General features: G+C 67.8%; 21 protein-coding genes and 1 pseudogene. 13 read left to right on the forward strand and 9 right to left on the reverse strand.

The window, feature by feature from the left end; genetic code table 11:
* A pseudogene (locus B1818_RS14025) lies at nt 1-660 on the forward strand (HNH endonuclease); the annotation flags it as partial.
* Between the two features lie 92 nt (nt 661-752).
* Here B1818_RS14025 and map read toward each other — a convergent pair.
* The 9 genes from map to rpsH all read right to left on the reverse strand — a co-directional run bounded on the left by map (nt 753) and on the right by rpsH (nt 6367).
* Nucleotides 753-1550 carry a type I methionyl aminopeptidase gene (gene map / locus B1818_RS14030; protein WP_058251973.1) on the reverse strand — a complete coding sequence of 266 codons (798 nt, stop codon included), beginning with the start codon at nt 1548-1550 and terminating at the stop codon, nt 753-755.
* Nucleotides 1551-1603: 53 nt separating this feature from the next.
* Entirely contained in the window at nt 1604-2158 is a 555-nt protein-coding gene (locus B1818_RS14035) for an adenylate kinase (RefSeq protein ID WP_004023564.1), read from the reverse strand.
* The gene (secY, locus tag B1818_RS14040) at nt 2155-3483 is read right to left on the reverse strand and encodes a preprotein translocase subunit SecY (RefSeq protein WP_058251974.1); all 1329 of its coding nucleotides are present in this window, start codon (nt 3481-3483) and stop codon (nt 2155-2157) included. Before secY ends, B1818_RS14035 begins: the two co-directional genes overlap by 4 nt.
* A 206-nt stretch (nt 3484-3689) precedes the next feature.
* Nucleotides 3690-4130: a 50S ribosomal protein L15 gene (gene rplO / locus B1818_RS14045; protein ID WP_058251975.1), complete on the reverse strand. Its 441-nt coding sequence runs from the start codon at nt 4128-4130 to the stop codon at nt 3690-3692.
* Nucleotides 4127-4312, reverse strand: coding sequence for a 50S ribosomal protein L30 (gene rpmD, locus B1818_RS14050; protein WP_058251976.1), 186 nt, complete (start codon nt 4310-4312; stop codon nt 4127-4129). Before rpmD ends, rplO begins: the two co-directional genes overlap by 4 nt.
* A gap of 2 nt (nt 4313-4314) precedes the next feature.
* Nucleotides 4315-4962 (reverse strand): 30S ribosomal protein S5, encoded by a 648-nt coding sequence (rpsE, locus tag B1818_RS14055; RefSeq protein ID WP_058251977.1) that lies wholly within the window; start codon nt 4960-4962, stop codon nt 4315-4317.
* A 46-nt stretch (nt 4963-5008) separates the two neighbouring features.
* On the reverse strand, nt 5009-5413 hold the full coding sequence (gene rplR / locus B1818_RS14060; RefSeq protein ID WP_058251978.1) for a 50S ribosomal protein L18: 405 nt from the start codon (nt 5411-5413) through the stop codon (nt 5009-5011).
* Between the two features lie 3 nt (nt 5414-5416).
* Nucleotides 5417-5953 carry a 50S ribosomal protein L6 gene (rplF, locus tag B1818_RS14065; protein WP_058251979.1) on the reverse strand — a complete coding sequence of 179 codons (537 nt, stop codon included), beginning with the start codon at nt 5951-5953 and terminating at the stop codon, nt 5417-5419.
* A gap of 15 nt (nt 5954-5968) precedes the next feature.
* Nucleotides 5969-6367, reverse strand: a complete 399-nt coding sequence (gene rpsH, locus B1818_RS14070; protein ID WP_004023571.1) for a 30S ribosomal protein S8 — start codon at nt 6365-6367, stop codon at nt 5969-5971.
* Between the two features lie 272 nt (nt 6368-6639).
* Here rpsH and B1818_RS14075 point away from each other — a divergent pair, with 272 nt between their 5' ends.
* The 12 genes from B1818_RS14075 to B1818_RS14130 all read left to right on the forward strand — a co-directional run bounded on the left by B1818_RS14075 (nt 6640) and on the right by B1818_RS14130 (nt 22477).
* Nucleotides 6640-7740 carry a sorbosone dehydrogenase family protein gene (locus B1818_RS14075; RefSeq protein ID WP_078113082.1) on the forward strand — a complete coding sequence of 367 codons (1101 nt, stop codon included), beginning with the start codon at nt 6640-6642 and terminating at the stop codon, nt 7738-7740.
* Nucleotides 7741-8024: 284 nt separating this feature from the next.
* Nucleotides 8025-8366, forward strand: a complete 342-nt coding sequence (locus tag B1818_RS14080; protein ID WP_078113137.1) for a LuxR family transcriptional regulator — start codon at nt 8025-8027, stop codon at nt 8364-8366.
* 124 nt (nt 8367-8490) lie between these two features.
* Nucleotides 8491-12234: a nitrate reductase subunit alpha gene (locus B1818_RS14085; protein ID WP_078113138.1), complete on the forward strand. Its 3744-nt coding sequence runs from the start codon at nt 8491-8493 to the stop codon at nt 12232-12234.
* Complete coding sequence (gene narH, locus B1818_RS14090; protein ID WP_078113083.1) at nt 12234-13922, forward strand: nitrate reductase subunit beta; 1689 nt, start codon at nt 12234-12236, stop codon at nt 13920-13922. The genes B1818_RS14085 and narH overlap by 1 nt, the downstream gene beginning before the upstream one ends.
* Nucleotides 13919-14584, forward strand: a complete 666-nt coding sequence (gene narJ, locus B1818_RS14095) for a nitrate reductase molybdenum cofactor assembly chaperone (protein ID WP_078113084.1) — start codon at nt 13919-13921, stop codon at nt 14582-14584. The genes narH and narJ overlap by 4 nt, the downstream gene beginning before the upstream one ends.
* Nucleotides 14585-14592: 8 nt before the next feature.
* Nucleotides 14593-15342 carry a respiratory nitrate reductase subunit gamma gene (narI, locus tag B1818_RS14100; protein WP_058251983.1) on the forward strand — a complete coding sequence of 250 codons (750 nt, stop codon included), beginning with the start codon at nt 14593-14595 and terminating at the stop codon, nt 15340-15342.
* Complete coding sequence (locus B1818_RS14105) at nt 15339-16547, forward strand: NarK/NasA family nitrate transporter (protein ID WP_078113085.1); 1209 nt, start codon at nt 15339-15341, stop codon at nt 16545-16547. Before narI ends, B1818_RS14105 begins: the two co-directional genes overlap by 4 nt.
* Nucleotides 16548-16632: 85 nt before the next feature.
* Nucleotides 16633-17244 (forward strand): DUF4262 domain-containing protein, encoded by a 612-nt coding sequence (locus B1818_RS14110; RefSeq protein WP_058251985.1) that lies wholly within the window; start codon nt 16633-16635, stop codon nt 17242-17244.
* A gap of 74 nt (nt 17245-17318) precedes the next feature.
* The gene (locus B1818_RS14115; protein WP_254859680.1) at nt 17319-18782 is read left to right on the forward strand and encodes an O-antigen ligase; all 1464 of its coding nucleotides are present in this window, start codon (nt 17319-17321) and stop codon (nt 18780-18782) included.
* A gap of 32 nt (nt 18783-18814) precedes the next feature.
* Nucleotides 18815-19771: a glycosyltransferase family 1 protein gene (locus tag B1818_RS14120; RefSeq protein ID WP_078113139.1), complete on the forward strand. Its 957-nt coding sequence runs from the start codon at nt 18815-18817 to the stop codon at nt 19769-19771.
* Nucleotides 19761-21383: a flippase gene (locus B1818_RS14125; protein ID WP_078113140.1), complete on the forward strand. Its 1623-nt coding sequence runs from the start codon at nt 19761-19763 to the stop codon at nt 21381-21383. Before B1818_RS14120 ends, B1818_RS14125 begins: the two co-directional genes overlap by 11 nt.
* Complete coding sequence (locus B1818_RS14130; protein WP_078113087.1) at nt 21380-22477, forward strand: glycosyltransferase family 4 protein; 1098 nt, start codon at nt 21380-21382, stop codon at nt 22475-22477. Before B1818_RS14125 ends, B1818_RS14130 begins: the two co-directional genes overlap by 4 nt.
* Nucleotides 22478-22500: the final 23 nt, after the last annotated feature.

The raw sequence follows: 22500 nt of genomic DNA on the forward strand, positions 1-22500 counted from the left end.
GAAGCCGGACTCGCCACCACCGCCACCGGCACCCTGCTTCCCATCCGGGACCTGATCGCGATGGCCGGTGACGTCCAGCCGTGGTTGGCGATCTTCAAAGACGCCACCACCGTCCCGCTGCACTTCGGGCGGGGTAAACGTCTGGCCACCCGCGAACAACGACTCGTCTCCTTCGCCCGCCCCGACGGGGAAGTGTGTTCGGCACCCGGCTGCGATCAGCACGCCACCCACATCGAGCTTCATCACGCCCACAAAGATTGGGCCAAGGGCGGTCTCACCGACATCGACGACCTCGCACCCGCCTGCCCGCGCCACAACCGGATGGTCGGCGACGCACCCGGCCAGTACACCACCCGGATCGTCCGGTCCGGACCCGACGAAGGCCGCTGCCTCTGGCGACTCAACGCCGAACCCGGCGCCCCACCCAACCCCGAACACATCAACCGCCGACCCGACATACCCAAGCGGTTGCAGGCACACCTCGAACAAGTGCGGCGAGAGATCCACGGACGCAACACGTCCGGCGATCAGACACGCCCCCAGCAACAACCCGTATGGCCGATCGTCGACTACTGGCCAGCGGCCCTCCCGCCACTGCGCCCGGGCCAGACCTATACGCCGGTCGAGGCGTGTCTCGCCGAACTTCTGGTACGAAACTGACCGCGCAACAACAGGACAGCACCCAAGAACTTCAAGCCCTACAGTGCGGGATTCGTATCGGTTCCCGTTACGAATCCCGCACTGGCGTGGAGTCAGACCGGGCGCGGGGTGAGGATACGGGGTCCGTCGGCGGTCACCGCGACGGTGTGTTCCCAATGGGCGGAACGCGAACCGTCGTCGGTGACGACTGTCCAGTCGTCGTCGAGGACGGTGGTGTCCGTGGTGCCCAGCGTCAGCATCGGCTCGATGGCCAGGGTGGAGCCGATCACGAGCGTCGGCCCCTTGCCGGGTTCACCCTCGTTCGCCAGGAACGGTTCCATGTGCATCTCGCGGCCGATGCCGTGGCCGCCGTAACCGTCGACGATGCCGAAGGGCCGGCCGAACTTCTTCTCCGCGGCGCGCGTGCCGAGTTCGATGGCGTGGGAGATGTCGGTGAGGCGAGCGCCGTCGACCATGGCCGCGATCCCCGCCTCCATCGACAGCCGCGTCGCCTCGGAGAGTTCCTCGTCGGCGGTGGACAGTTCCCCGACCCCGAAGGTCCAGGCCGAGTCCCCGTGCCAGCCGTCGAGGATGGCGCCGCAATCGATCGACACCAGATCGCCGTCGGCGAGAACGACGTCCGCGGACGGGATGCCGTGGACGACGACGTCGTTCACCGAGCTGCAGATGGATCCGGGAAAGCCGTGGTAGCCCTTGAACGAGGGCACCGCCCCGGCCCCCCGGATCACGGATTCGGCGACCTCGTCGAGATCGAGGGTGCTGACCCCCGGCTTCGCCGCATCGCGCACCGCGACGAGCGCGGCCCCGACGACCGCGCCCGCCGCGGCCATGGCATCGAGCTCGCCCGCACTGCGGAAGGGGACGACGCGCTTGCGCTTACGAAAACCCATGCCCTACAGCGATTCCTCGGTTGTCAAAGACTGTGCGGTCAGAACGCAGCGGGTCAGGAGACGCCGGCGCCGAGCGCGCTCAGGACGCGCTGGTGGACGCCCTGGATGTCACCGACCGCGTCGATCGTCTTGACCTGGTCGCCGTAGTACGCGAGCAGCGGCGCGGTCTCCCGGGTGTAGACGTCCATCCGGTTGCGGATGACCTCTTCGGTGTCGTCGGCGCGGCCACGGGCCAGCATGCGCTCCACGACGACGTCGGTGTCGACGACGAACGAGAGCACGGCGTCGAGCGAGGCGTCGAGATTCGCCAGGATGTCGTTCAGCGCGTCGGCCTGCTCGGTCGAGCGCGGGAAACCGTCGAGGATGAAACCCTTCGACGCATCCGGCTCGCCGACGCGGGCGCGGACCATGTCCACCGTGATCTCGGACGGGACGAGGTTGCCGGCGTCGAGGTACTTCTTGGCCTCCACACCCACGGCGGTGCCCTGGGAGATGTTCGCGCGGAAGAGGTCGCCGGTCGAGATGTGGGGGATCCCGAGTGCTTCGCTCAAAAGCTCCGCCTGGGTGCCTTTACCTGCTCCGGGCGGGCCGAGAATGACAAGTCTCACTTCAGGAATCCTTCGTACTTGCGTTGCATCAACTGACTGTTGATCTGCTTCATCGTGTCCAGACCCACGCCGACCATGATCAGTACGGCCGTACCACCGAACGGCAGGTTCTGGACGTTGCCGCTGTTACCGATCTCGAGGAACAGGTTCGGGAGTACCGCGATGATACCGAGGTAGATCGAGCCCGGCAGAGTGATACGACTGAGCACATACCCGAGGTACTCGGCCGTGGGCGCTCCCGGACGGATGCCCGGGATGAATCCACCGTACTTCTTCATCTCGTCGGCGCGCTCCTCCGGATTGAACGTCACCGCCACGTAGAAGTACGTGAAGAAGATGATCATCAGGAAGTAGACGGCGATGTAGACGCCGTTGCTCGGATCGGTCAGGTACCTGGTGACGTATTCCTGCCAGGTCGACTGCGTCCCATCGGGATTGCGCGTGAGTTCGACGATCAGCTGCGGCAGATACAGCAGCGACGAGGCGAAGATCACCGGGATGACGCCGGCCTGGTTGACTTTCAGCGGCAGGTAGGTCGACGACCCGCCGTACATCTTGCGGCCCACCATGCGCTTGGCGTACTGCACCGGGATGCGGCGCTGGCCCTGCTCGATGAACACGACGCCGGCGACGATGATCAGCGCGGCGACACAGACGAGGGCGAAGACGAGTCCGCCGCGGCTGTTGAGGATGGTGCGACCTTCGGCGGGGATACGCGCGGCGATACCGGCGAAGATCAGCAGCGACATTCCGTTGCCGATGCCGCGCTCGGTGATGAGCTCACCGAACCACATGACGACACAGGCGCCGGCGGTCATGACGAGCACGATGATCGACAGACCGAAGATGCTCTGGTCGTTGAGGACTTCACCGCTCTGCGCACAGGACTGCGGAAGGAGCTGGCCACGGTCGGCGAGGGCCACGATGCCCGTCGACTGCAGGAGTGCGAGGGCCACGGCCAGGTAGCGCGTGTACTGCGTCATCTTGGCCTGGCCGGCCTGGCCCTCCTTGCGGAGTTGCTCGAAGCGCGGGATGACCACGGTCAGCAGCTGCACGATGATGGCCGCCGTGATGTACGGCATGATGCCGATCGCGAACACCGACAGCTGCAGCAGCGCGCCGCCGGAGAACAGGTTGATCAGGGAGTAGACCGAGCTCGACTCACCGGACGAGACCTCGTCGAGACACGCCTGCACGGCCTGGTAGTCGACACCCGGCGACGGGACGGTCGCTCCCAGCCGATACAGGATGATGATGCCGAGAACGAAGAGGATCTTCTTCCTCAGATCCGGCGTCCGAATGGCCGCGAAGAGGGGGGAAAGCACTAACTCCTCCTAGTAACGACCACGCGAGGTCTACGTTCCGGGTCGGTGCGACCCGACCCCCGTGTGCTCGGCAATCGACGATGGTCTTTCGGGATGCGGCAGTCTTGGGCGTGTCCGGCAGGACAACCTCTGAGACTCTAACAGTCACACCGAAACGCCCCGGTCGGGCGGCAGCGATGCTGCCGCCCGACCGCGGTGTGTGTCCGTCAGAGTTCGGTGACGCTGCCACCGGCAGCGGCGATCTTCTCCTTGGCGGAGGCGGTGAACTTGTCGGCGGTGATGTCGACCTTGACCGACAGGTCACCGTCGCCGAGAACCTTCACCAGCTTGTTCTTGCGAACGGCCCCGGCCGCGACGAGCTCGTCGACGCCGATGGTGCCGCCCTGCGGGAACAGGCGGGCGATGTCGCCGACGTTGACGACCTGGTACTCGACCCGGTTGCGGTTGGTGAAGCCCTTGAGCTTCGGCAGCCGCATGTGGATCGGCATCTGGCCACCCTCGAAGCCGGCGGGCACGTTCTTGCGTGCCTTGGTGCCCTTGGTGCCGCGCCCGGCGGTCTTACCCTTGGACCCCTCACCGCGACCCACGCGGGTCTTGTCGGTCTTCGACCCCGGAGCGGGGCGAAGGTGATGGAGTTTGATGGTCATGCTTGAACCTCTTCGACTGTCACGAGGTGACGAACCGCGTTGATGAGGCCGCGGTTGATCGGCGTGTCCTCGCGGGTGACGGTCTGGCGGATGCCCTTCAGTCCGAGGGTCCGCAGGCTGTCACGCTGGTTGCTCTTGGTACCGATGGTGCCCTTGACCTGGGTGATCTTCAGCTGAGCCATGATCAGACCCCCTGTCCTGCGCGAGCGCGGAGCATACCGGCCGGAGCGACATCCTCGATCGGCAGACCGCGGCGGGCCGCGACCTCTTCGGGACGCTGCAGCATCTTGAGTGCCGCGACGGTGGCGTGCACGACGTTGATGGCGTTGTCCGAGCCGAGACTCTTGGCGAGGACGTCGTGGACGCCCGCGCACTCGAGTACGGCACGCACCGCGCCACCGGCGATCACACCGGTACCGGGGCTGGCCGGGCGGAGCATGACGACACCGGCGGCGGCCTCACCCTGGACCGGGTGGGTCACGGTGCCGGCGATCAGGGGCACGCGGAAGAAGTTCTTGCGAGCTTCCTCGACACCCTTCTGGATCGCGGCCGGGACTTCCTTGGCCTTGCCGTAGCCGACGCCGACCATGCCCTGGCCGTCGCCGACGACCACGAGAGCGGTGAACGAGAAACGACGTCCACCCTTGACCACCTTCGAGACGCGGTTGATGGTCACCACGCGCTCGAGCTGGTTGCGGTCCTGGTCGCGGCCGCCACGATCGCGACGGTCGCCGCGGCCACCGCCGCGACGGTCGTTGCCGCCGCCCTGGTTGTTCTGGTTGTTGTCGTTACCGGCGGGTCCGTTTCCGCCGTCACGCTGACGTCCGGGCATCAGAGGTTCCCTCCGGTCATGTGGGTGTAGCTGTTCGAGATGGTCATCAGAAGCTCAGGCCTCCCTCGCGGGCGGCGTCGGCGAGCGCGGCGATCCGGCCGTGGTAGTCCTTGCCACCACGGTCGAACACGACGGCGTCGACGCCGGCAGCCTTGGCGCGGGCGGCGATGAGCTCGCCGACCTTGCGGGCCTGCGCGGACTTGTCGCCGCCGGCCGCACGCACATCGGCCTCGATCGTCGATGCCGCGGCCAGCGTCTTGCCGGCCAGGTCGTCGATCAACTGCACGTGGATGTGGCGCGAGCTGCGCTTGACCGCGAGACGCGGACGGGCCGGGGTTCCGCTGACCTTCTTGCGGAGGCGGAAGTGACGGTTGCCGGTCGCCTTGCGACGACGCGTCGAGACGTCCTTGCCGATCGGTTTGCGCACTGTCTTGGTAGCTGAATCACTCATGGCTTACTTACCCGTCTTTCCGACCTTGCGACGGATCTGCTCACCCTCGTAGCGAATGCCCTTGCCCTTGTAGGGGTCCGGACGACGCAGGCGGCGGATGACCGCCGAGATCTCGCCGACTTGCTGCTTGTCGATACCCGAGACCGAGAACTTCGTCGGGGACTCCACGGCGAACGTGATGCCCGCCGGGGCCTCGATCGGCACGGGATGGCTGTAACCGAGCGCGAACTCGAGGTCGCTGCCCTTGGCCTGCACGCGGTAACCGACACCGAAGATCTCCATCTTCTTGGTGTAGCCCTGCGTGACGCCCACGACGAGGTTGTTCACGAGCGAACGGCTCAGGCCGTGCAGCGCGCGGCTGCGACGCTCGTCGTTGGGGCGGGTCACGACGATGGAGTTGTCCTCCTTGGCGACCGAGATGGGCTCGGAGACGGTGAGCGAGAGCTCACCCTTGGGGCCCTTCACGGTGACGTTCTGGCCGTCGATGGTGACGTCCACGCCCGCGGGGATCTCGATGGGGTTCTTTCCGATACGCGACATGTGTTGTTACCTCCCCTACCAGACGTAGGCGAGGACTTCGCCGCCCACGCCCTGGTTGGCTGCCTGGCGATCGGTGAGCAGGCCCGACGACGTGGAGATGATGGCCACGCCGAGGCCGCCCAGAACCTTGGGCAGGTTGGTGGACTTTGCATAGACCCGGAGGCCGGGCTTGGAGACGCGGCGCAGACCGGCGATGGAGCGCTCGCGACTCGGGCCGTACTTCAGGGAGACGACGAGGTTCTTCCCGACCTCCGCGTCTTCGGTGCGGTAGTCGGTGATGTAGCCCTCGCGCTTGAGGATCTCGGCGATGTTCACCTTGATCTTCGACGAGGGCAGTGTCACCTCGTCGTGGTACGCCGAGTTGGCGTTACGCAGACGCGTCAAGAAGTCTGCGATCGGGTCAGTCATGGTCATGGGTGACCGTCAACCTTTCTCGTAGCGGTTCCCATACAGCGCCGGTGGCCGGAAAAATCCCGGTGACCTGCGGTGGGCCTTCCACGAAGTGGATAGTTGTTTCTGAAGGTTCTCGCCGCCGATGCCCTTGGCTTTTCGCCGGCACCGGAGACTATTCAGTTGTGTCCCGGACACCTGAGGTGCACAGGCAACCGGTCTAGTGTAGGGAATCCGCAGCGTAGACCCAAATCGGTACCGGTCGGCAGTGGCGACCATCAGGCACCATCGAGGGTATGGATCGACGCAAACTCCTCAAAACGGGCCTGCTCGGGGCCGGGCTGCTCGGCATCACCGGTACGTCGCTGGTGACCGGGTGCGCCACCGACGATCCGCCGACGCGGGATCGATCCGGCTCGGGTCCGACGGGCACGTCCGCGGACGCCGCGTCGGTCGAGACCGTCGCATCCGGGCTGAACGTGCCGTGGGCGCTGGCCTTCCTCGGTGACGGCGGTGCCCTCGTCACCCAGCGTGACGACGCCACGGTCGTGCGGGTGTCCCCAGGGGGCGAGGTCCGGACCGTCGGCGAGTTCGCTGACGCCGCTCCGCGCGGCGAAGGCGGGTTGCAGGGCATCGCGGTGGCGCCGGGCGACGAGAGCGCGGTGTTCGTCTACTACACGACCGCCACCGACAACCGGCTGGTGCGCCTGGACTTCGACGGCGGCCGGCTCACCCGTCCCCGACCGCTGATCACCGGACTCGACGCGGCCTACAACCATCACGGCGGCGCCCTCGCCTTCGGTTCGGACGGAAGCCTGTTCGTCGCGGTCGGCGATGCCGCCGTACCCGAGGTCGCCCAGGACGTCACCGCGTTGAACGGCAAGATCCTGCGGGTGGACCGGGATGGCCGCCCGTGGCCGGGCAACCCGTTCGGCAACGAGGTCCACTCGTACGGGCACCGCAACGTCGAGGGCCTGGCCTTCGACGGCGCAGGCCGGCTGTGGGCCAGTGAGTTCGGACAGAACCGTCGTGACGAGCTCAATCTGATCCGACCGGGTGGCAACTATGGGTGGCCGGAGGTCGAAGGCGATTCCGATGATCCGCGGTTCGTCGCGCCGGCCGCCACCTGGACCACGCAGGAGGCGTCCCCGGCCGGGCTGGCGATCATCGGCGACCGCGCCTACATGGCCGCGCTCCGCGGCCGGCGGCTGTGGGAGATACCGCTCACGGAGTCGGCCGCCGGCGAGCCGGTGAGCAGGTACGCCGACGAGTTCGGCCGGCTGCGCGTCGTGGCCGCCGCGCCCGACGGCTCACTGTGGTTCGGCACGAGCAACACCGACGGACGCGGCCGGCCGGCCGACGGCGACGATCGTCTGCTCCGGATGCGGCTCGGCTGACCCCAGTTCGGCGCGCGGACCCGAAGCCATCCGACGGGCGCCGATCGGTTCTGTCCGGAATCGACAGTTCGATTCTCAAACCATTTCGCGGAACCATTTTCCGAAATCGTCTCATCGCCCGACTCTCATGGGTGCGAGCCCGTCATCACCGGGTGTTTTCGCAACGATTGTGTGGCCTATTCCAGGCGGCAGGATCACCGCGTCGGTCGACAGCGGAACAACGAACTGGCCTCGATCCGCCGAACATCACCTCGTCGCCGCGCCGCGATGTCATGGTGGAACACGTGGATTCGACTCATCTGCCCGAGCTCGTCGACGAGCTCCTGTCCTCGGCCCGCGAAGCATCGAGCCAGCGGGCCTCTCATACGTTGCACGGCAACTCTTCTCGCCACCTTCGACAAACGGTGATCGCACTGGTCGCGGGCGCGGCACTGTCGGATCACGACAGTCCCACCGAGGCCACGCTGCAGGTCCTGCGCGGGCATGTCGTCCTGACCTCGGCGGACGGCGACCCGGCCGGACGGTGGGAGGGCGCCACCGGCGACCTGGTGACCATTCCGTCGACGCGTCACGGCCTGACCGCACAAGAGGACTCGGCGATCCTGTTGACGGTTGCCACGCGTTGACCGAAGCGACCAAATTGTTTCCCGAATGACCGACGGGTGTATTTCCCACAAACGTTTTCGGCATATCTGATCGACTTTGCGATTCGGGAAGAAACAATTGCCGACCCTCCGTATGGTGTCGCTCATGGCCCGGTCAGAAGATGTACAGGGTTCTGCAGCCACCGCACTGTTGGACATCGGCAGGTTCTTCACCCGATGGGACGAGACCGACGATCGTCGTGTCGTCTTCCGGGACGGCGGTCGGGCGGGCGACGTCTTCTACCGGGATCGATGGAGCCACGACAAGATCGTGCGCTCGACACACGGCGTGAACTGCACGGGCTCCTGCTCGTGGAAGGTCTACGTCAAAGACGGGATCATCACCTGGGAGACCCAGGAGACCGACTACCCCTCGGTGGGCCCGGACCGGCCCGAGTACGAACCCCGCGGATGCCCGCGGGGCGCGGCCTTCTCCTGGTACACCTACTCCCCCACCCGGGTCCGACACCCGTACGCCCGGGGCGTGCTGGTGGAGATGTTCCGCGAGGCGAAGCGCCGGCTGGGCGATCCCGTGCTGGCGTGGGCCGACATCGTCGGCGACCCGCTGCGCCGACGCTCCTACCAGCGCGCACGGGGCAAGGGCGGGCTCGTTCGCGTCTCCTGGGACGAGGCCGTCGAGATGGCCGCGGCAGCGCACGTCCACACGATCAAGACCCACGGCCCGGACCGGTGCGCGGGTTTCTCCCCGATCCCGGCCATGTCGATGGTCAGCCACTGCGTCGGCACCCGGTTCATCCAGCTGATCGGCGGGGTGATGACCTCGTTCTACGACTGGTACGCCGATCTGCCGGTGGCCAGTCCCCAGGTGTTCGGCGACCAGACCGACGTCCCGGAGTCCGGGGACTGGTGGGACGCGACGTACCTGATGATGTGGGGTTCCAACGTCCCGGTGACGCGGACCCCGGACGCGCACTGGATGGCCGAGGTGCGCTACCGCGGCACCAAGGTGGTCTCGGTCAGCCCCGACTACGCCGACAACACCAAGTTCGCCGACGAATGGCTGCCCGCGCAGGCCGGCACCGACGGGGCGCTCGCGATGGCGATGGGACACGTCATCCTCACCGAGTTCTTCGTCCGGCGCTCGACCCGTTTCTTCGACGACTACGCGCGCCGCTACACCGACCTCCCGTTCCTGATCCACTTGGACGAGGAACCGGGCGGACCGGACGGCGACTCGACCGGCACCGACGTACCCGGGAAATTCGTTCCCGGGAAGTTCGTGACCGCCGACGAGTTGCCCGGCGCGGAACAAGTTGCCTCCGAGGACGTCTGGAAGACGGTGTGCTGGGACGAGGCACGCGATGAGCCGGTGGTGCCCAACGGCTCAATGGGGTTCCGGTACGCCGACTCCGGTGCGGGGCGATGGAATCTCGATCTCGACGACGCGCAACCCGCGCTGTCACTCATGAGCGATGCGGCCGAATTCGTCGAAGTCGCGTTCCCGGTCTTCGATGCCCCCGACGGCAGCGGCGCCGTGGTCCGCCGAGGTGTCCCCGCGCGGCGGATCGGGGGACGGCTCGTCACGACCGTCTTCGATCTGATGCTCGCGCAGTACGGCGTCACCCGGGACGGGCTCCCCGGCGAGTGGCCCACCGGCTACGACGACGCATCGGCGCCGTACACACCGGCGTGGCAGGCCGAGATCACCGGCGTGCCGGCCGCGGCGGCGATTCGCGTCGCGCGCGAATTCGCCGCCAACGCCGAAGAATCCGGCGGCCGCTCGATGATCATCATGGGCGCCGGGATCTGCCAGTGGTTTCACGGTGACGCGACCTATCGGGCGATCCTGTCCCTGCTCATCCTCACCGGATGCATGGGCCGCAACGGCGGCGGTTGGGCGCACTACGTCGGGCAGGAGAAGTGTCGTCCGATCACGGGCTGGATCTCGCTGGCGAACGCGCTGGACTGGACGCGCCCGCCGCGGACGATGACCGGGACCTCGTACTGGTACATGCACACCGGGCAATGGCGCAACGACGGATACTCGACATCCTCACTCGCCTCTCCGCTGTCGCGCGGCACGATGGACCACGAGCACACCGCCGACGCCATCGCCCAGTCGGCGCGGCTCGGCTGGATGCCCTTCTATCCCCAGTTCTCCACCAACCCTCTCGACGTCGCCGACGAGGCTACCGCTGCGGTCGACCGCGGTGACGCCGCCGATCCGGCGTCCTACGTCGCCGAGCGTCTGCAGAACGGCGAACTGACACCCGCGATCACCGACGTCGACGCACCGGAGAACTGGCCCCGGACCCTCGTGCTGTGGCGATCCAACCTGCTCGGTTCGTCGGCGAAGGGCAACGAGTACTTCCTCCGGACCCTGCTCGGCACCCACCACAACGTGCTCGGCGCCGAGAAACCCGAGACCCCGAGGCCTGCCGAGATCCGTTGGCACGACGACATTCCGGAGGGGAAGCTCGATCTGCTGCTGTCGGCGGATTTCCGGATGACCTCGACCACGCTGCTGTCGGACATCGTTCTGCCTGCTGCGACCTGGTACGAGAAGCACGACCTGTCCTCGACGGACATGCACCCGTTCGTCCACGCGTTCACGCCGGCGATCGACCCGCCGTGGGAGGCGAAGTCCGACTTCGACCTGTTCCACCGGCTCGCACGCAAGCTGTCGGACCTGGCACGCACCCACCTCGGTACACGGCGCGATCTCGTCAGCGTCCCCCTGCAGCACGACACCCCGGGTGAGGTTGCACAACCGCACGGCCGGGTTCTGGACTGGCGACACGACGGCGTTGTCGGACAGCCAGGCCGGAACATGCCGAACTTCACGGTGGTGGAACGGGATTACACCGCGATCGCGGACAAGCTGGCGTCCATCGGACCGCTCGCGGACACCCTCGGCTTCACCGTCAAGAACGTGACCTACCCGCTCGAGAAACAAACACGCACACTCGGCGAAACCAACGGCGTGATGCTCGGCGGCGCCGGCGACGGCCGACCGGCCATCGACACCGACGAGAAACTCGCCGAGGCGATCCTGACGTTGTCGGGGACCACGAACGGCGAACTCGCGGTGGCTGGCTTCGAACAGCTGCAGCAACGCGTCGGCTTCCGCCTCGACGACCTCGCGCGCGGTTCGGAGGAGAAGCGCATCCGCTTCGCCGACACCCAGAAGGCACCCGTGCCGGTGATCACGTCGCCGGAGTGGTCCGGGTCGGAGACCGGCGGCCGCCGGTACGCCCCGTTCACGGTGAACATCGAGCGGCTCAAGCCGTTTCACACGCTCACCGGACGGATGCACTTCTATCTGGACCACGACTGGATGATCGACATGGGCGAGTCGCTCCCGATCTACCGGCCGCCGCTGGACATGCACCGCCTGTTCGGCGAACCCAAGCTCGGCGCCGACGGGTCGCGGGAGATCACGGTGCGGTACCTGACGCCGCATTCCAAGTGGTCGATCCATTCCGAGTATCAGGACAACCTATTCATGTTGTCGCTTTCCCGCGGCGGGCCGATCGCCTGGCTGAGTCCCCAGGACGCCGCCTCGATCGACGTCGCCGACAACGACTGGATCGAATGCACCAACGTCAACGGCGTTTTCGTGTGCCGTGCAATCGTCAGCCATCGCATGCCGGCCGGGGTCTGCTACGTCCACCACGCCCAGGAACGCACGATCGACGTCCCGAAGTCGGAGGCGACGGGCCGCCGGGGCGGCATCCACAACTCGCCGACGCGGCTGCTGGTGAAACCGACCCACCTCATCGGCGGTTACGCCCAGTTGTCCTACGCCTTCAACTATCTCGGACCGACCGGCAATCAACGCGACATGGTCTCGACCATCCGCAAACGCAGCCAGGAGGTGACGTACTGATGCGGGTCATGGCCCAGGTCGGGATGGTGATGAACCTCGACAAGTGCATCGGGTGCCACACCTGCTCGGTGACCTGCAAGCAGGCGTGGACCAATCGGTCCGGCACCGAGTACGTGTGGTTCAACAACGTCGAAACCCGTCCCGGACAGGGGTATCCGCGACGGTACGACGACCAGGAGACCTGGCAGGGCGGCTGGGTCCTCAACCGCAACGGCAGGCTGCGCCTGCGCGCCGGCGGCCGCGTGCGGAAGCTGTTGACCCTGTTCGCGAGTCCGGTCCAGCCGACCATCGAGGACTATTACGAACCCTGGACCTACGACTACCAGACCCTCATCGACGCCCCGCTCGGCGACGATTTCCCGGTCGCCCGTCCCAAGTCCCTGCTCACCGGCAAGGACACCAAGGTCACCTGGTCGGCGAACTGGGACGACAACCTCGGCGGTGCACCGGAACTCGCCGAGCGCGACCCCATCGTCGAAAAGCTCCGGCGCGAGTCCGAGGACGCGGTGAAGTTCGGCTTCGAGCAGACCTTCATGTTCTATCTGCCGCGGATCTGCGAACACTGCCTCAATCCGTCATGCATGGCGTCGTGCCCCTCCGGTGCGATCTACAAACGCAGCGAGGACGGCATCGTGCTCGTCGACCAGGACCGCTGCCGCGGCTGGCGGCAGTGCATCACGGGCTGCCCGTACAAGAAGATCTACTTCAACCACAAATCCGGCAAGGCCGAGAAATGCACGCTGTGTTACCCGCGCATCGAGGTCGGGCAGCCGACGGTGTGTTCCGAGACGTGCGTCGGCCGGCTTCGCTACCTGGGCATCTTCCTCTACGACGCCGACGCCGTGACTGCGGCCGCCTCGGTCCCCGATGATCGCGATCTGTATGAGGCGCAACTCGATCTGATGCTCGACCCCGAGGATCCGGCGGTGATCGCCGCCGCTCGACGCGACGGCATCCCGGACGACTGGCTCGAGGCCGCGCGCCGATCGCCGGTCTACGCGCTGGCGAAGAAGTACCGTGTCGCGCTCCCGCTGCACCCGGAATACCGCACGATGCCGATGGTCTGGTACGTCCCACCGCTGTCGCCGATCGTCGACCTGCTCGCCGAGCAGGGTCACGACGCCGAGGGCGCGGGAACGCTGTTCGGCGCGATCGAGGCCCTTCGGATTCCGGTGGAGTACCTGGCCGAATTGTTCACCGCCGGTGACACGGTCGTCATCGACACGGTGTTGCGCCGCTTGGCCGCCATGCGCTCGTACATGCGCGACGTGACCCTGGGCCGTGAACCCGACGCCGGAATACCGGCCGCGGTGGGGATGACCGAGGAAGAGGTGTACGAGATGTACCGCCTGATGGCGATCGCGAAATATGAAGAGCGATACGTGATCCCCACGGCTCATCTCGAACAGGCCGAGAAACTGGACGAGATGGGGTGTTCGCTCGACTACGACGACGGGCCCGGCATGTTCGACTCGTCGCCGTTCGGCGAGGCCAGCGGTCGTCCCGCGCCGGTGTCGGTGGAGACGTTCCATGCGCTGCGTCAGCGTCAGACCACTGACACGGCGGCCGGCGAGCACACGATGGCGGGCCGGACCAACCTGCTCAACTGGGACGGCAACGGGGCCCCGCCGGGCCTGTTCCCCGAACGCGTACCCGGGCCGTCGACTCCCGACGAGGAAGCACGATGAGGGGACCACGGTTGTTCGCACGTCGCTCGCGGGCGACCGACGAGGGCACCGTCATACGGTTGATCGCGTCCTGGTGTCTGAGCTATCCCGACGACGAGGTCCTCGGCCGCGTCGATCTGATACGGGCCGCCCTCGCCGAACAGGACGACTCCCGCGCGACAGAATTGCTGCGACAGACCGTCGATCACCTCGGCGGTGGCGATCCGGCAGCGCTGCGCCGCGAGTACATCGAGCTCTTCGATCTCTCGAAACGGCACACGCTCTACCTGTCGTACTGGTCCGATGGCCACACCCGGCGTCGGGGCGCGTCGCTGGGCGAGTTCAAGCAGGCCTACCGCGACAGTGGATTTCTCGTGGACCTGCGCGGTGAACTGCCCGACCATCTGCCGATCGTGCTCGAGTTCAGCGCGCGGGCCGATCCGGGCCGCGGCGTCGAGCTGCTCGAGAAGCACCGTGCAGCACTGGAATTGATCCGGTTCGCCCTGCTCGGCGCGGAGTCGCCGTACGCCGGGGCGGTGGCGGCGGTGTGCGCCACCCTGCCCAGTCCCTCCCCACCCGACCGGGCCACGGCGCTCGCGATGTGCGCACCCGCACCGACGGAGACCGTGGGCCTGGAACCCTTCGACCCCCGCCTGCTGCCGATCAACCCGACCCGAGCGTGAGGTGACCCGTGGACATCTTCCTGTGGGGCGTGGTGCCCTACGCGACGCTAGGACTGCTCATCGGTGGAACCATCTGGCGCTATCGCTACGACAAGTTCGGGTGGACGACGCGGTCATCGGAGCTCTACGAGTCCCGCCTCCTGCGGATAGCGTCGCCGCTCTTCCACTACGGCGTGCTCGTGGTGATCATCGGCCACGCGATCGGATTGTTGATCCCGGAGTCGTGGACGGAGGCCATCGGCGTCTCGGAGACGCTGTACCACTGGGGTGCCGGGGGTTTCGGGATCCTGGCGGCCGTCGCCACCCTCGTCGGGGTCGCGATGCTGGTGTACCGCAGACGGACCGTCGGCCCGGTGTTCATGGCCACCACGCGTAACGACAAGGCGATGTACCTGGTGCTGGTCACGGCGCTGGTGGCAGGCACCTACATCACGCTGATCGGCACGCTCGACCCGCACGCGCCCGGCGTGAACTACCGCGAGACCGTCTCGCCCTGGTTCCGTTCACTGTTCGTGCTGCAACCGGACGTCACGGCGATGGCGGCGGCGCCCTTGCGTTTCCACGTGCACATCCTGATCGGGATGCTCCTCTTCGCGATGGTCCCCTTCACCCGGCTGGTGCACATCTTCACCGCGCCGGTGCACTACCTCTTCCGTCCCTACATCGTGTACCGAAGCCGCGACCGACGTGTCGCGCCGGGTAACCAGCCCCATCGGCCGGGGTGGGCGCCCGTCGGAGTGAAGGATCGTGATCGATGAGCACCGACACCACGACGCCCGCCATCAGCTCGCGTGCGCAGACCACGAACCTCGCTCTCGCGACACTCGCGTTCACGATCAGCTTCTGGGCCTGGAACCTCATCGGTCCGCTCGGGGTCGTCTACACCGACCAACTCGACCTGAGCGCCACCCAGAAGTCGATCCTCGTCGCCATCCCGATCCTGGTCGGCTCGCTCGGGCGAATCCTGACCGGCGCACTGACCGACCGCTTCGGCGGCCGCCTCATGTTCACCGTTCTGCTGGTCGCCACCATTCCGTTCGTCCTGCTGGTCGCCGCCGCCGGACATTTCGACAGCTACGCGTTGCTGCTCGTCGCCGGCTTCTTCCTCGGCGTCGGCGGGACGACGTTCGCCGTGGGCATCCCCTTCGTGAACGCCTGGTACGACAAGTCCCGGCGCGGGTTCGCGACCGGCGTCTTCGGAGCCGGGATGGGCGGGACGGCGTTGTCGGCCTTCTTCACCCCCCGGTTCGTGTCGTGGTTCGGATACATCGCGACGCACATCATCATCGCCGTCGCGCTCGCGGTGGTCGCCGTGGTCTGTTGGTTGTTCATGCGCGACTCACCCAGGTGGGCCGCGTCCCACGACTCGGTGGTCCCCAAACTGATCGGTGCGGCCAAACTGCCGATCACCTGGCAGCTCGGTTTTCTCTACGCTGCGGCGTTCGGCGGCTTCGTCGCCTTCAGCACCTACCTGCCGACCTACCTCAAGGACGTCTACGACTTCGACCTCCAGGCGGCCGGCACGCGCACCGCCGGTTTCGCGATCGCGGCCGTCATCGCCCGGCCCGTCGGCGGTGTCCTGTCCGATCGCTTCGGACCGCGCATCATCACCGTGATCTCCTGTGGCGGTGCCGCCGTGCTCGCCGTGTGGATGATCACCAAGCCGCCCCTCGAGATACCCGCCGGTCTCGACTTCGTCCTGATGGCGGTCTGCATGGGACTCGGTTCGGGGTCGGTCTTCAGCTGGGTCGCGCAGGCCGCGCCCGCCGAGCGGGTCGGTTCGGTCACCGGGATCGTGGGTGCCCTCGGCGGGCTCGGCGGCTTCTTCCCGCCCATGGTCATGGGGGCCACCTACGACGCGACCACCCACAGCTACACGATCGGGCTCGCACTGCTGGTCGTCTTCGCCACGTGCGCGGCCCTGTTCACCGTGTTCGGCATCCGACGCACGGCGAACACCTGACGCCCGCCTCCCCGGCTGCGGCGTCGGGAGAATTGTCGGGGCCTCGTGTTCTGATGTTCGCACCCGTCGAACAAAGGAGCGATCCATGTCAGACCACGCTGCCGCGATCCGAGGTCTGCCCCGGTGGCATCCCAATCCGCTCATCCGTTCCACCATCGAGACCATCCGGCGCTGCGGCTGGCAGGTGACCTCGGTCGGCGAGGCGGACGCCGAGTTCGACGCACCGCCTGCAGGTGCTCGAACCGAGTGCGGGTTCTCCTACACCTCCGGACTCTCGCTGCACTCGATCCCGGAGCTCTCGATCTACGGCGTCGATCCCCTGACCGCGACGCACGTGCTGAACGAACTGGGCGCCCTGCTCCACCAGGAGGACTGGCGTGATCTCGTCGCCGCGCAGTCCGACATCCCGTTGCAGACGGTCGCCGTGACCGTCCGACTCATCGAGCAACTCGACCACGACGAGCTGCTCCTGGCCAACCTGTTGTTCCCCGACCACCCGAAACTGCAGGTGGTCTGGCCCGACGACCACGGCCACCTCCCGTGGGAAGACGGCTACACCCTGCTCCCGATGCACCAGCCGGTGAAGGGGATGCCGCAACTCCTGGATCCCCCGCGCCCGCAACCACGCCTTCTCACAACCGAATCCGGGCCCGACCGAACCCGCCCGCGACGGGCACGTCGCATCTCGGGTCACTGACCTGCGGCCGGCGGCCTCCCGGCGTGTCCGGGGCGACATGTGTCCGTGTTGCCCCGGACAAACGGAGCCCGGAGATGCCACCATGGTTGGTCTGGGGGCTCGAACAGACCACGGGGGCACGTGGAAGGCAGGTCGGCGTGGCGCACCTCCCGGTCGTGGTCGCTGCACTCGTCGCCCTCGTCCTCGCGGTCGCCTTCGTCGCCGTCATCTACCGGCGTCCGCAACGCGGTCTCCTGGTCTTGGCCGCGCTCACCCCCCTCGACGGTCTCCTCGACATCGCCCCGTTGCCCGGCGTCGCCTCGGCGTGGAAGGAGGGCGTCCTCGCGCTGACGCTGATCTGCGCGGCCAATCGCCGGGTCCGGCCCGCCGACCGGACGGACCCGCCGTTGCAGCTGCCGTGGTGGCCGGCCGCGGCCGTGCTGGTCGCGTTCGGGGTCGTGTCGGCGCTCTACGTCTACGGCCCCATCGGGCTGTACGGCGTCAAGGTCACCTTCTTCTACCTCTTCGTGGTCCTCGCGCTCTGGCTGACGCCGTTCGACACGCTCGACCGCGACCGACTGGTCTCGATCATCATGGCGCTCGGGGTGCTCACCACCCTCGTGGGCATCGGCCAGCAGCTCCTGGGGCCGGCGCGGCTGGTCGAACTCGGCTACACCTTCGGCGAGCAGGTGCGGACGAGCGGTCCGCTGTTCCGGACGTTCAGCACGTTCAATCAGCCCTTCGGTTTCGGACTCTTCGTCATGCTGGCCCTGCTCGTCGGCGGAGCAGTGGCGCTGTCGGACACCGCCCGCCGGCGCAACCGGTTGTTCCTCGTCTGCTGGCCGGTCATGGCGATCACGATGGCCACGTCGGTGGTGCGGGCGGCGATCCTCGGCCTCATCGTCGGTGTGATCTGGCTTGCGGCCCTTCGCTTCCGCCGCCTCATCACCCCGCTGCTCGCAGTCGGGGTCGTCGCCGTCATCTCGCTGCCGTTCCTGCCGTCGAACATCACCAAGGTGTTCTTCTCGTCGAGCAGCCTGAGTCAGCGCGGCTCCGGGTGGGGTGAGATCTTCGCGAGCATCTGGGTGCACCCGCTCGGGACCGGCCTGGCGTCGAGCGGATCGGCGGCCGACGCGATGTCGGCGGCCCAGGGCGACACGACGCGGACGATCACCGCCGGCGCCGGCGGTACCGTGCAGCAGTTGTCGAAGAACTACCAGCCGGACAACTACTACGTGAAGCTGCTCATCGAACTCGGGCCGATCGGGTTGTGGTTGTTCCTGGCCCTGATCGTGACCGCGATCATCTGGTGCGTGCAGTACTCGCGCCGGATGCCCGACCCGGATGGAGCCCTCGTCCTGGGTGTCAGTGCGTCGATGGTCGCGGCGATGGTGGCCTGCCTGGTCGCCACCTACTTCGAGATCTTCCCGCTCGACTTCTACTTCTGGTTACTGTTGGGAGCTGCTGGATGCGCGACGGCACAACACGAATCACGTACGGTGCGCTTGCACTTCGTCCCGGAGGCAGCGGCGTCCAGACCTACATCCGCGAACTCCTGAGGGCACTGCCCGGCCACGTCGACGGCGCCGCCCTGTCCGCAGTCGTGCAGACCGACGCGGTCGGCGAACTGCCCCCGGCGATCACCCCGGTGGAGCGTCCCGTCGCCGACGGTGTCCGACGGGCGGTGTTCGGCGTACTCCCCACCCGCTCGGGCGGCGTGTTCCACGGTCTCGACGTCGACCTACCGGTCGCCGGCCCCGCCACCACGGTCGCGACCGTGCACGACCTGTCGGTGCTCGACATGCCGTCCGCGTCGAGCCGGTTTCGCGCCGCGGGCGAATCCGTACTCGTCCGCTCGACCCTCCGTCGGGCCGACGTGCTGATCGCCGTCTCCGACTTCACCGCCGAACGAATCCGCGAGACCTGCGGACGGGATGCCCACGTCACCGAACTCGCGCCCGCCGACTGGGCCCGCCCACCCGCGCCGGCCGATGTCGAACGGGTTCGGGCGAAATACGATCTGCCGGAACGCTTCGTGATGCAGATCGGCACCGTCGAACCCCGCAAGAACGTCGAACTCGTCGCGGCGGTCGCCCGGCGCCTCGACATTCCGTGCGTGCTCGGCGGCGCGGGTTCGACGGGCCCGGATGCCCCGTCGTCGGCGGTCGGGCTCGGTTACGTCGATGTCGGGGATCTGCCGGCGCTCTACGCCGCGGCGACCGTGACCGCCTACGCCTCGTTCTACGAGGGTTACGGCCTTCCGCCCGTCGAGGCGATGGCCTGTGGCGGTGCCGTCGTCGCGAGCGCGGTGGGCGCGCTGCCCCAGGTCGTGGGTGACGGCGCGACTTTGGTGCAGGGCCATGACGAGGACGACTGGGTCCGTGCCCTCGAACCCCTCGTGCGCGACGACTCGGCGCGCACCGAGCTCGTCGCCGCCGGCACCGCGGTCGCGTCCGCCCTCAGCTGGGACACCACGGCCCGCCGGACGGTCGAGGCCTACCGGGCCGGCGGCATCGACATTCCCGGTGCGGGGCGCCATGAGCCCTGACGTCACCGGCCCGCTGCCGTCCGATGCGATGGTGGATCAGCAGGCCGAAGCCGAGCTGCTGGCCCGCGCCACCGGCGCCGGGAGCGCAGCGAGCGGGCCGAGAATTACCGGCGCCGGGAGCGTAGCGAGCGGGCCGACGACTGCGCCGGCCGCCGAGCCCGGCGCGTACCCCGCCTCGGATGCGCGGGCCGCCACCCGTGCCACCATCGCGATGCTGACCAGTCGCGTGGTCATCGCCGCCCTCGGCTGGGCCGGGAGCGTCCTCATCGCGCGCACCCTGTCCCCGGAGGACTGGGGCACCTACTCCTTCGTGTTCGCGCTGCTCGGTCTGACCGCGATCTTCACCGACCTCGGGGTCGGCCGGGCGGTGATGGCCCGGCTCATCTCCGACGACCCCGACGATGTCGCGAAGACGTCCTCGGCGTTCATCGCCCTGCGGGTGGTGCTCGGCCTTCTCGGCTACCTGATCGCCGTCGCCTACGTGATCGTGCTGCAGTATCCCGGCGACGTGATCCGCGCGACCGCGATCGCCGGACTCGTCGTCGTGTTCGCCACGCCCGCACAGGCACTCACGGTCATCTTCCAGAGCCGGCACCGCCTCCTGCTCACCGCGATCGCCGAGAGCCTGGGCCAGGTTCTGCAGCTGGCGCTGACCATCGCCGCCGTGCTCGTAGCGCCGGCACTGCTGGTGTTCGTGCTCGCCCCGGTCGCGAACGAGATCCTGTCGCTGATCATCAAGGTCGTCGGGATCGCGCGCCGGTCGTCGGGACTGCGGCCGTCGCGGGTCGTCGAATGGTCGCGCTGGAAACCGATGCTCTCCGATGCCCTTCCGCTCGCACTGGGCCTCGCCCTGACCATCGCGCTGCAGAAGGTCGACGTCCTGCTGCTGAGTCTGCTCGATTCGCTCGACGCGGTCGGCATCTACAGCATCGGGTACAAGTTCTCCGACATCATGGACACCTTCATCCTGGCCGCGATCGGACCCGTCAGCACCCTGCTGGTCGCCGCCTGGCCCGACCAGTCGGCGGTCCTGCGCCAGCGGTGCCGGAGTGCGGCGGTGGTGTTCGCCGCGGGCGGTGCCGTGGCCGTGGCCGCCTTCTGGCCGAGCGCCGGCCCGATCATCGGACTCTTGTACGGCGACCGGTTCGTCGTCGGGGCCGACGCCGCGCGGCTGCTCGTTCTGGGCGCGGCGCTCACCGCCTTCATCGTGCTAGGCATCTTCCTGCTCGCGGCGACCGGTCGGGCGAATCGCTACCCGTGGATCGCGGTCGGCGGCCTGGCACTCAACGTGGTGCTCAACCTGATCCTGATCCCGCGGTACTCCTATGACGGGGCCGCCTTCTCCACCGTCATCACCTTCGCCCTCGCGGTGGTGGCACTGTGGGTCGTCATCGGTCGGACGCTGCCCATCACGGGTCTGCTCCCACTCGGCGCACTCACCACGTTGACCCTGTTGACGGTGGCGGCGTGCGCCATCGGGGTCTGGCTCGCAGATTCGGTTCCCTGGCCGGTCATCTCGGCCGGTACCGCACTGATCGTCGCCGGACCCGCGGTACTGCTCACCCGGGCGGTGACCACGCCGCCCGGACGACACACGAAGGTGGTCCGATGACCGATTCCGAGCACCCGTGCACGATCGTCTTCGTCGCGCACACCGGCCAGGTCTCCGGGGCGGAGAAGGTGATGCTCGATCTGATCGACGTCGCGCTCGAGCGCGGCCACCCGGTGCGGGTCGTCAGTCCCGACGGCCCCCTGGTGGGACGACTCCCGGTCCCGGTCGACCATGTGTCCATCCCGCCGCTCGGCCTGAGCGGCGAGCGCGGTGTGGCGCGCCTCGCGGGTGCCGGTCGCCTCCTGCTCGACTGGGTACGCGCTGGTCGCACCCTGCGCCGGGTGACACGTCGGTCCGACACCTCGACGATCGTCAACTCCTTGTTCGCACTCCCCGCCGCACGCGTCGCGCAACCGACGGGCCGCGTCTCCTGGCTCGTGCACGACACCCTGACGTCGGGGCGGCAGCGCGCCGTCATCCGCGTCAGCGCACCCGTGATCCGGCGCGCCGTGGCGGTGTCGGAGGCGACGTCGGTCCCCCTCGCGGACCTCGGTCTGCCGGTCGTCGTCGCCCACAACGGGGTCACCTGGCCGGTCCCCGCCCTGCCCACCGAACTCCACGACCCACCGGTCGTCGGGATGCTGGCTCTGCTCACGCCCTGGAAGGGGCACACCGTCGCGCTCGACGCGGTCGCCGGGTTGCCGGACGTCGAACTGGAGTTCGCCGGGGGCTCCTTCCCCGGGGACGCCGATCACGTTGCCGCACTGCATGCCCGGGCCGCCAGACCGGATCTCGCCGGACGCGTCCGGTTCCTCGGGCACACCGATCTCCGCGCCGCCCTGGAGCGGTGGGATGTCGTGCTCTCGGCGAGTGTGACGCCCGAGGCCGGACCGCTCTCGGTCCTCGAGGCGATGGCCTACGGCACACCGGTCATCGGCACGGATCACGGCGGCACCACCGAGTTCCTACGGGACGGCGCCGGAGTCCTCGTCCCGCCGTCGGATCCCGCCGCGCTGGCCGCGGCGATCAGCCGCGTCCTCGACGACGCCGACCTGCGCCGTTCGCTGACCGCGGAGGCGCGTCGTCGGATCGCGGACGGACACGACAAGTCGGCGACCCTACCGCGTATGCTCGACGAGTTGTTGTCCGGCTGAGGAGAAGTCCACCGCCGGCACCT

This window comes from Gordonia sp. IITR100 (genome assembly GCF_002009645.1).
In the GTDB taxonomy this organism is placed as follows: Bacteria; Actinomycetota; Actinomycetes; order Mycobacteriales; family Mycobacteriaceae; genus Gordonia; species Gordonia hongkongensis.